General features: G+C 59.1%; 7 protein-coding genes and 1 pseudogene. 1 reads left to right on the top strand and 7 read right to left on the bottom strand.

Annotated features, from left to right (window positions below):
* Nucleotides 1-205: 205 nt before the first annotated feature.
* From EOA16_RS15815 to EOA16_RS15795, 5 genes are read right to left on the bottom strand one after another with little or no spacing between them, the layout of a single operon-like run.
* A complete protein-coding gene (locus EOA16_RS15815; protein ID WP_063169341.1) occupies nt 206-1,207 on the bottom strand; it encodes an ABC transporter ATP-binding protein in 1,002 nt (333 codons plus the stop codon).
* Nucleotides 1,200-2,210: an ABC transporter ATP-binding protein gene (locus tag EOA16_RS15810; RefSeq protein WP_063169342.1), complete on the bottom strand. Its 1,011-nt coding sequence runs from the start codon at nt 2,208-2,210 to the stop codon at nt 1,200-1,202. The genes EOA16_RS15815 and EOA16_RS15810 overlap by 8 nt, the downstream gene beginning before the upstream one ends.
* Complete coding sequence (locus tag EOA16_RS15805) at nt 2,207-3,139, bottom strand: ABC transporter permease (protein ID WP_063169343.1); 933 nt, start codon at nt 3,137-3,139, stop codon at nt 2,207-2,209. The genes EOA16_RS15810 and EOA16_RS15805 overlap by 4 nt, the downstream gene beginning before the upstream one ends.
* Nucleotides 3,136-4,125: an ABC transporter permease gene (locus EOA16_RS15800; protein ID WP_063169344.1), complete on the bottom strand. Its 990-nt coding sequence runs from the start codon at nt 4,123-4,125 to the stop codon at nt 3,136-3,138. Before EOA16_RS15800 ends, EOA16_RS15805 begins: the two co-directional genes overlap by 4 nt.
* Nucleotides 4,122-5,801: an ABC transporter substrate-binding protein gene (locus EOA16_RS15795; protein ID WP_063170379.1), complete on the bottom strand. Its 1,680-nt coding sequence runs from the start codon at nt 5,799-5,801 to the stop codon at nt 4,122-4,124. The genes EOA16_RS15800 and EOA16_RS15795 overlap by 4 nt, the downstream gene beginning before the upstream one ends.
* A gap of 715 nt (nt 5,802-6,516) precedes the next feature.
* Here EOA16_RS15795 and EOA16_RS15790 point away from each other — a divergent pair.
* Nucleotides 6,517-7,587, top strand: a pseudogene (locus EOA16_RS15790) (IS5 family transposase).
* Between the two features lie 248 nt (nt 7,588-7,835).
* Here EOA16_RS15790 and EOA16_RS32875 read toward each other — a convergent pair.
* Both EOA16_RS32875 and ehuA read right to left on the bottom strand, forming a co-directional pair.
* Nucleotides 7,836-8,504, bottom strand: coding sequence for a hypothetical protein (locus tag EOA16_RS32875; protein ID WP_176477193.1), 669 nt, complete (start codon nt 8,502-8,504; stop codon nt 7,836-7,838).
* A 562-nt stretch (nt 8,505-9,066) separates the two neighbouring features.
* Complete coding sequence (gene ehuA / locus EOA16_RS15780) at nt 9,067-9,843, bottom strand: ectoine/hydroxyectoine ABC transporter ATP-binding protein EhuA (RefSeq protein ID WP_063170381.1); 777 nt, start codon at nt 9,841-9,843, stop codon at nt 9,067-9,069.

The following is a 9,843-nucleotide window of genomic DNA, read 5'->3' as shown; positions in this document are numbered from 1 at the left end:
CCTTCGTATCGCGGCGTTGGCGGTTTAATCGGGCCTAGTTCATTACACACTTCAGAGTGCCTCCCAGACATTGAGACTGATTCAAGATGGAGTGGCCAATTTCGACGGGTCTCAGCATTCTATCTGCATGGTGGTGTTCCAGCCCACCTGCCTGTGCAATACCAGATGGAATACGCTCATTGGGGTGGCGCTGATTGCATGCCTTTCACTTAGCGAGCCAGCAGGCTGACAGGTGCTGTGGTCCAACTTCGATCGCCGGCGGCTCCTCAGCTTTGCAACGGTCGAAGGCAAGCGGGCAACGAGGATGGAAACGGCAGCCCTTCGGCACGCGCGCGGCACTTGGAACCTCGCCCTGCAGGGCCGGCAACTCGGCGCGACCTGCGTTGCCGCCAATCTGCGGTGTGGCGTTGCGCAAGGCGACGGTATACGGATGGCGAGGGTTGAATGTGATCTCGTCGGCGCTACCAATCTCGACCAATTTTCCAAGATACAAGACCGCAATCCGGTCGGCGATCAGCCAGGCAAGGGGCAAATCGTGGGTGATGAACAGCAGCGCCATGTTGTGCCTGTCGCGCAAGTCAACCAGGACCTGAAGAATCTGAGCGCGTATCGAGACATCGAGCATCGATACAGGTTCATCAGCAACGATGAGTTCCGGCCGGACGGCAAGCGCTCCTGCAATCACGACGCGCTGGCGCTGCCCGCCGGATAGCTCGTGCGGGAAGCGGGCGAAGAAATCGCCGGGAGGATTGAGCCCAGCGGCCGCAAGCGCTTCACTCACCCGGTCGGCGAGTTGAGTGGCGTTACCGACCAGCCGCAGGGACTGCAACGGCTCCGCCACGATGTCGAACACGGTGTGTCGCGGATTGAGGGCCTGATAAGCGTCCTGGAAGATCATTTGCACGCGACGCCGGTACGGACGTAGAGCCGAGAAGCCCTCTACCGACCTCATGTCGCGGCCTTCGAACAGCATTCTGCCGCCAGTCGGCTTGGCAAGCTTGGTGATGACGCGGCCCACAGTGGTCTTGCCGCTTCCCGATTCGCCGACCAGGGCGACGATCTCGCCCCGCCCGACGTTGAGGTCGATCCCGTCTACCGCGCGCATGGCGCCGACAGATCGGCCCAGGACACGGTCGAACAGACCGCCCTGGATAGGAAAATGAACTTGCAGGCTCTCGAGACGCAGGATGCCGGCAGTGTCAGGCATGAACAGCGACCTTGTCTTCTTGCGTCAAGGACCGGTGAAGGTGACAGGCGACACGTCCCCGCCCGAACTTATTGAGGCTGGGGACTTCGGTCGCGCACCCCCCCATGACCGACGGGCAACGCGGATGGAAAGCGCAGCCCGAGGGTCGATTCACCAAGTTGGGAGGATCACCCGGTATTGGCCGGATCATCTTTTTGCCGCTCGCTGGGTTCGGGATCGATTCGATCAGCTGTCGGGTGTAGGGATGTTTGGGCTGGGCGAAAATCTCGGCGACAGTGCCATCCTCGACGATGCGGCCCGCGTACATGATCATTACGCGATCACAACACTTAGCCACCACAGAAAGGTCGTGGGTGATCAAAATCAGGGCGAGGCTCAACTGCGATCGCAAGTCGCCTAGCAGGTTAAGGATCTGAGCCTGAGTGATGACGTCGAGCGCTGTGGTGGGCTCGTCACCAATGATAATCGAAGGTCGACACGCGAGCGCCATGGCAATCATCACCCTTTGTCGCATTCCGCCCGACAACTCGTGAGGGTAGGCGGAACCACGATCCGCCGGGATGCCGACCAGTTGAAGCAACTCACTTCCCCGCTTGGTCGCCTCGCCCCGCGACATGCCGAGCTTCAGCATGCATGGCTCGGCGATCTGCTTGATAATGCGGTGAACAGGATTAAGTGCGTTCATCGCGCCCTGGAAGACAACGGACGTTTCGCTCCAGCGATGTGGCCGCATCGCCGCATCATCGTCGATCGGCAGTCGGTTGCCACGATAGCGCACTTGGCCGCCGCTGACCCGCGCGTTGGGTGATAGTAGACCAGCGATCGCCATCGCGGTCGTGGTCTTGCCACTGCCCGATTCTCCGACGAGGCCCACGGCCTCTCCGGCTCGGAGCGCGAAGCTTACGCCGTCGATTGCTCGCAATGAAACGCCCTTGAGCCCATAATCGACAGAGAGCCGGTCTATTTCCAGAAGCGGTGTTTTGTCCTGGGAGGAGCTGGTCATGGGATCACCCTCCGCCGTGGATTGAACGTGTCGTCAAGGGCACTGCCAATCAGGACGAAGCTAAGCGAAACCGTGAGTACGCACAGTCCTGGGGCGCCGAGGTACCACCAGGCTCCAGCACTGGCCGCGCCGGCGCGCTGAGCGAGCGAAAGCAAAGTGCCCCATGAAGGCTGCAACGGGTCCCCGAGTCCAAGGAATGAGAGCGATGTCTCGACATAGATTGCGCTGGCGACCACCAGCGCACCATTGGCTGCGATTTGCGGCACGAGATTGGGGAGGATGTGCCGCACCATGATGCCGAAATTACTGCTACCCGCAACGCGCGCACGATCAATGAATGGTCGCTCCTTAAGCGACAGTGTCTGACTCCGGACGATACGTGCAACAAAGGACCAGCTTGTCATGCCTATAACGACAATGATCACGAAAAGAGAAGGACGGAAGCCCAGGATTTCTCCACCGCGCCCCATCACCTCGAGAACCACGGGTGTAATGACCAGCGCCAGCACGAAGGACGGCATGACAAAAAAGAAGTCTGTCAAGCGCATCAGCCAGACGTCGACCCTGCCACCATAGTAGCCAGCGGTCGTACCGATTGTAGTCCCAACGACGAGGCTGATCACAGTCGCGAGTAGCGCAATCGTAAGCGAGATCCGGGCACCATGGAGGACCAGATTGAGCACGTCCCGCCCGATTTCGTCCGTGCCGAGCAGATGCTCGCCTGATGGGGGTGCGAGGAAATCGCCAGTTGCATTGATCGCAGTCTGGAGCGGTCCCGCCAGAATATTGGGGACCGCTCCCACAACAAGAAAGAATACCAGACATACGAGGCCCACCTGAGCACCGCCATAGCTGAGAAATTGACGCAGAAAGCCTTTTATTGCGCGCGCCCGGCCTCGCGGGCAATATCGAACAATATTGTCGCTCATTGTCGGACCCTCGGATCTAGAAGGCTGTAGGCAAGATCGGCTACGAGGTTTGCGAGAACAATTGAAACGCCAAGCAACAGGAATATGCCTTGAAGGACTGGGTAGTCCCGTGCGTTGAGTGCTTCCACCGTCAGCCCGCCGATACCCGGCCAGGCGAAAACGGCTTCGACAGTGATGGCCCCGGCGACCACATAGCCAATATTGAGGGTGATCAAGGTCACGACCGGTAGCATTGCATTGCGAAATGCATGACGCATCAGCATTTGACCGTTGGTCAGCCCTTTCGCCCGTGCGGTTACCATGTAATCCTCGGTGAGTACGTCACTCATTGCGGCACGAGCGACGACGACGTACTGGCCGATTAGCCCAAGCGCCACCGCAGTGGCGGGAAGCGTGAGATGTTGCAGGTAGTCGAGGAACGAACCAAGAGAGCCCGTGATCAGGCCGGGCGAGTATGCACCATAGCCCGGGAGCCAACCCAATGCCGTGCTGAAGATTACCACCAGGATCATGCCGAGCCAGAAAGCCGGCGTAGAATAGAGCGCCAGAGAGGCTCCGGTTGCGATACGGTCGCCGGCTCCTCCCCGGCGCCAGCCTGCGTAGATCCCAAGCATCACCCCAATAACGATTGCCATTATCTGAGCAACCCCGACTAGGACTATGGTGTCCGGCAGGCGTTCCGCTATCAGGTCTGCGACATGCCTGCCCCTGAACTTGAAGCTGTAGCCGAAATCGCCGCGGAGTGTTGCCGACAGGTAGTCGACCGCCTGGTCCGGGAACAGCGGCCGGTCAAGGCCCCAACGTTGGTTCTGCGCCTCAATCTGCTCGGCGGTGACGCTGACGCGCGCCCCGCCAAGCAAAAGAGATGCAGGGTCACCTGGAATAACTCGGAATAGGATGAAGTTCAGGACTGCCACCATCAGGAGGGTTATAGAGGCCCTGACGATGATGCGCAGGATGTGACGGCTCCCTCCCCCTCCGTTCACGGCGCGGGCACCGGCTTCAAGCGATCGAATGGGAAGTAGCTGTCCATCGACATGATGCCTTGCTTTCCCCAACCCTCGAAGCAATCCCTCCGGTGGGCTTCGAGCAGGGTGGGGTAACATAGTACGATGTAAGGCGCTTCAGTATAAATTAGTCGCGCTGCCTGGTCGACCAGCTTTTGGTTTTTCTTGAGGTCAACGGTGACCTGCACCTCCGCGAACAGTTTGTCGAACTCCGCATTCGTCCAGTACGCCTTGTTCTTGATGCCGATGGAATTGCTGCTGCCGAAGATGAGCAGGTCTTTAGGTGTTGGGCCTTGCCAGGTATCGGAAATGAGCAGATCCCACCCTCCGCCGCCTTTCGCCGGAGCTGCGGCGCGGGCGCTCAGCGCACCGGAGTCGAGCCGAGTCACCGATACAGGGATACCGATTTGCTCCAACCAGCCAGCGATAAACTGCACTGCCGCGACCGGCATCTCTATATTTGCTGAAGGTCCAGACACCAGCTCTAGCTGGAAACTCTTCCCGTCCTTGTCCTCCCGAATGCCATCGCCGTTCGTGTCCCGGTACCCTGCGGCGTCAAGCCGGCGGTTGGCTTCGGCGAGATCGAAGTGGCGCCTGATGTCGTTCAGATCTGAATAGTAATCGGCCGCCACCGGCATTGCGAGTCCGACACCAGGGTCGGCGTGTCCGCGCATGGCTCGATCGACGATGGCCTTCTGATCGATCGCGTAGCCGAGCGCATCGCGAAACGCCGGATCCTGCAGAGCCTTGGTGCTACCTGCGCCATCTCCCGAAGCGGTGTTGAAGGCGAGATAGGTTTTCTGAGCTATGCGGGATTCACCGACTACAATGTCGGGATCCTTCGAGAGATCAGCCCACTGGGCGGACGTCAGGTAGTTGCCATAATCGAGTTCCCCGCTCTTAAGACCTTGCGCAATCGGATCGGCGGCATCGAAGGACCGCAGGATCACCCCCGCGATTTGGGGCTTCCCCGTACGGAAATAGGGGTTCGGCGTCAGGCGTGTAAACTGGCCCTGGTGAAACTCCGAAACGATCATAGGTCCCGTACCCACCAAAGGCGGATCGTTGCGGAAGGTTACGCGTGCGTCAGCATAGCTGATGTCCTTCCAAATGTGCTCGGGAACGATCATTATGATATTGTCTATTGGCCAGGTCGCGGGGAACTTGGTCACGATCTGCAAAGTCTCGTCGTCGAACGCTTTGATGGACTCGACGTTCTCAAGACCGCTGGTGCTGTTCCACCCGACGTTTAGCTCGTCGGGCTTGCCTATGGAATCGTGCAAATAACTATAAGTGAACGCCGCGTCCCTAGCGGTAGCAGGCTGGCCGTCCGACCACTTCATGCCGGGCCAGATCTTGAAGGTCCAAGTGAGGTTGTCGTCGGCGACGGACCAAGATTGGGCAAAGCCCTTTCGATCGTCGTATCGCTGGGCGTCTATGCAGACCAAGAAATCATAGCAAATAGCCAAGGGCCAAAAGGAGCCCCAAGTGGCGAAGGGGTTCATCGAATCAGGGCCTCCACCCAGTCCGCCGATTCGCAGGATGCGATCGTCGCACGACGAGGCGAACGCCCTCGAGTTAATCCCCCAAGGGGTCGCCGAAATCGCCAGCATTGCCTTCATAAGCGCACGACGATTATATGAGTATTGGCTCATTTTATCCTCCCTGTTTGCCGGCTTTATCATCACTTCATGTTCACACGACCACGATGATCTACGGCCTCAACCCGGAACATCTGGCTTCCTTTTGACGGAAGCTCCACAGTCCCCTCATTCCAGATAAGTAGCAGTGCCCAGGGGGGTGGTTCCTGCAAATTGGCCGCTGTGCCTGCATGAATCCGGCGTTTTTCTCGATTCTGGGCACAGCTAGCCAGAATTAAAGTCGATTGGCCGGTTCCAGCTCCTGGCGGCGCCCACGGACAATTCGCATATAGCAAACGAGGCAGTCATTCAGGTTCTGTTCGCGACCTCGGGTTGGAGGGTCCCGTCGAGCCGCAAACGCCTTTATCACGGATGTGTGATGTCGGAATGTCGATGCCGAAATTCCAGAGGATATCCTCTTCCGGCACACGACGGTCTAAGAGGCGTTCGACAAGCTGCGCGCCGCGCAACAACACGGAGCTTGAGCCGCCCGTTGAAAAACGATGTAAACGCTGATGGATCTCCAGCCTGATGCGTGGCCGCCAGCTCGTCGACCGTGAACTATCCGCAAGCCATTGATCTGGCCTTTTGATTGAGGCGGATAGCGTCTTTTGAATTGCAGGATTAGCGGTATTTGGACGCTGTTTTCCTGCAATTCGGTTTTGCGATTCCCTTGTGCTGCGGAGCGTGATTCACTCGGTTCGGCGGCGGCGAATCGAGGGGACGGCGAATGTCCAAGCCACGCGAGACGGGAGAGCAGGACCTGTTCCGCTCCAGGCTCGATCAGATCATCAACATGAAGCAGGCGATCGACCGGCCGGTGCTGGAGGAGCGTTTCGGCGCCGTCTATTCGGACGGCCCCGGCATGCCGCCGCTGCCGACCCGGCTGATGGCGGGGCTGGCGATCCTCAAGCACACCTTCAACCTGTCGGATGAGGTGCTGTGCGAGCGCTGGGTGGAGAACCCTTACTTCCAGTATCTCACCGGCGAGACGTTCTTTTGCCATACGCTGCCGTTCGACCTCTCGTCGATGACGCGCTGGCGCAGCCGCATGGGCGAGGAGCGGATCGTGGCGCTGTTGCAGGAGAGCCTCAGCCTTGCGGTCAAGACCGGGGCGATGAAGCCGGCCGACACGCGCCAGGTGATCGTCGACACAACCGTGCAGCCGAAGAACGTCATGTTCCCGACCGACGCCAAGCTCATCAACCGGGCGCGCGAACGGCTGGTGCGGCTGGCCAAGAGGGAAGGAGCTCCATTTGCGCCAGAGCTATCAGCTGGCGCTGATCAGCCACCAGCGCTATGCCCACGCCAAGCAGTTCAAGCGGGCCAACAAGGCGCTGCGCAGGCTCAAGACCTATCTCGGCCGGACCATTCGCGACATTTCTCGCCAGATCGCCGGCGATGCGGGGCTGGACGCGCTCTTCAAATGGCCGTTCTACCAGGCCGCCACCGTTCTCTAGCAACGCCAGCGCCAGCGCGGCCGCAAGATCTACAGCCTGCACGCGCACGAGGTGGAATGCATTGGCAAGGGCAAGGCGCATATGCCCTACGAGTTCGGTGTGAAGGTGTCGGTGGCCACCACGCTGAAGCGCTCCAAGGGCGGCCAGTTCGCCCTGCATGCAAAAGCGCTGCCCGGCAATCCCTATGACGGCCACACGCTGGCAAGCGTCATATCGGCCACATCAAGAACGAACACCGCATGGGCCGCAACTACCTCGCCGGCCAGCAGGGCGACGCCCTCAACGCCGTCCTGGCCGCCGCCGGATACAACTTCTCCCTCCTGCTCAGGTGGCTGAAGTGATTTTTGTGGCCCTTGATCGCCCTGCTTCAACTCCGGCCGAAGTCGGTCGCCGCTTAGCGTCTGGATCACGGTCGACCAGCACGAGTTCCAAAAATCCAACCTGCATCTCAGGCACCGCGTCCTGACCTCGGAAATCGAGGATCCAGTCTCGACAGAGTATTCGACAAGATGCGGACGTGTGTTACAATAACGAGCCGCAACTCATACCAGACATGAGCTCATATTTTGGGATAGTGGCCTCCAAGCGGTCAAGCCACGGACGCGAATGTCATCCGATAAAGGGTCGCGGCGTCATAGATGGGCAGTCCTGTCCTACGACGGATTGCTGACGTCACCATCGGGAACAATGTACATTCAAATAGGAGGGCGGCAATCCCCGGATGTGCGGCGCCAAGTCGCGCGACACAGGCTGCAACCTCCGACTCCATTTCAACAACACCAGCCGGCCACGCGTCACCTTCAATGCCGCCGATGACTACTCTTGCCTCTGCGGATGAATCTATGCCCAGCAGCTCTTTGCCGCAGTGTCTTGAGTCTGCGGCCACAACGGCGAGCTTTGCGTCAGCTGGAAGCTGCCGGAGTAGCGTGGGCGCCAGTAGCAGGCTCGACATGGCCACCGGGACTTCGACAGACGCGGCCACTGCAGCCTGGTACCGGATACTGAACCCGCAGTCCCCGGTTATCGCGACTGCTCCGCGCTCGACCAACCGCCTGGCAGCTGCAATGTAGGCCGGCTCGAGAGAAGCATCACCGGGAATGACCCTCTCCTCCAAAGCCCCGGCCGCGGTCTCTATTATAATTGGGAAGTCGAAAGTTGCCGGGTTGAAGACCGACTCCGGTTGCGGTGGCGGAAATTCACGAGGCGGAAGTCCGATCTCCAGCCCAATAATTCCGAGGGCCCTTTGTTGAGTTGTCACGGAAGCATCCTTCTTCTGGAAGCAGCTAAGATGGTGATTTCGGCAGCAAATGCCCATCACCTGCGCGATACAGGTTCTCTCTGAATGCACGAATTTAACAGCGTCGAAACGGCTGTTTCAGAGAAACATGCCTTTCCAGGCGCAGTAAGTCGGCATTGTTTTGGTGCATTCGCATGAAAGCCGTAAAAACTGGGAAACCGCAGAACGCTTGTGCGACCCTCCCCGGGCCTGTAGGATACCGGGTTTGCGTCCGCCGTCAGACAATCGTGTTAGGGCACTTTCCAGAGCCCAGATGCCCTGAATGGCAGATTGAACGCACATCAGATCTTCAAGCTCGCAACTGCCGAACGGGCAGCGCTATTTACCTAACTCGACCAATCTGGGGCTTGGACCGGACGATCCTAGTTATGCAGTCCTGAATGAACTGGGGCAGTAACCTCGACATCAACCCGGCCCTGAAAAACCGCGCGTAGGTTCGTCGCAGGGCAGCCTGCTCCGAACGGACCAGTTCCTGCCCGGAAGCCACCCACGGGATAACTCAACTAGCGGCACAACCCGCAACTCACCTCGTCTCCAGCACCGCATTGAGAAACTGCTGCGTTCGCTCGTTTTGCGGATTGCCTAAAAGCTGGCTGGGCGGGCCTTGCTCGACAATCTTACCGCCAGAAAAGAAGCACACGCGATCGGAGAACTCCTTGGCAAAGCCCATCTGGTGCGTGACCATCAGCATTGTGAGGTCATGTTCGGCGCTGAGCTTGCGGATGACGTTGAGCACCTCTCCAACCAGTTCCGGGTCAAGCGCTGATGTCACCTCGTCAAACAGCATCACCTTGGGCCGCATGGCCAACGCCCGAGCGATCGCCACGCGTTGCTTCTGGCCCCCGGAAAGCTGGATCGGGAAATGGTTCTTCTTGTCGCCGAGGCCCACCAAGTCGAGCAGCTCTGCCGCTCGGGCCTCCGCCTCCTTCTTCGAGAGCCCAAGGACGGAGATCGGCGCCTCCATGCAGTTCTGCAGAGCAGTCATATGCGGGAACAGGTTAAAGTGCTGGAACACCATACCGATCTTGGCACGCACGCGACGGAGATGACGCTCGCTCGCCGGCACTATTTGGCCGTTCTTCTGCGTATGCGTCAACGGTTCACCGTCGACCCATATCACCCCCCCGTTGATGTGCTCAAGCGTCATCAGCATGCGCAGAACGGTGGTCTTGCCCGAGCCGGACGGACCAATGATGGACACCTTCTCGTTGCGTGCGATCTCGAGATTGAGTTCGTCCAGCACCGTCAACGCGCCGTAGCGCTTTGTGACGTTCTCGAAGCGAACTATGGGTTCGTTCAT

The sequence above is a fragment of the Mesorhizobium sp. M7A.F.Ca.US.008.03.1.1 genome, from assembly GCF_003997495.1.
Taxonomy (GTDB): Bacteria; Pseudomonadota; Alphaproteobacteria; order Rhizobiales; family Rhizobiaceae; genus Mesorhizobium.
The sequence above is the reverse complement of the archived record's forward strand: the minus strand, read 5'-3'. Positions and strand labels throughout refer to the sequence as shown.

Excerpts from the sequence above, each read along its gene's own strand:
- EOA16_RS15815 (WP_063169341.1), bottom strand. The coding sequence starts at position 1,207 with ATGCCTGACACTGCCGGCATCCTGCGTCTCGAGAGCCTGCAAGTTCAT.
- EOA16_RS15810 (WP_063169342.1), bottom strand. The coding sequence starts at position 2,210 with ATGACCAGCTCCTCCCAGGACAAAACACCGCTTCTGGAAATAGACCGG.
- EOA16_RS15805 (WP_063169343.1), bottom strand. The coding sequence starts at position 3,139 with ATGAGCGACAATATTGTTCGATATTGCCCGCGAGGCCGGGCGCGCGCA.
- EOA16_RS15795 (WP_063170379.1), bottom strand. The coding sequence starts at position 5,801 with ATGAGCCAATACTCATATAATCGTCGTGCGCTTATGAAGGCAATGCTG.
- ehuA (WP_063170381.1), bottom strand. The coding sequence starts at position 9,843 with ATGAACGAACCCATAGTTCGCTTCGAGAACGTCACAAAGCGCTACGGC.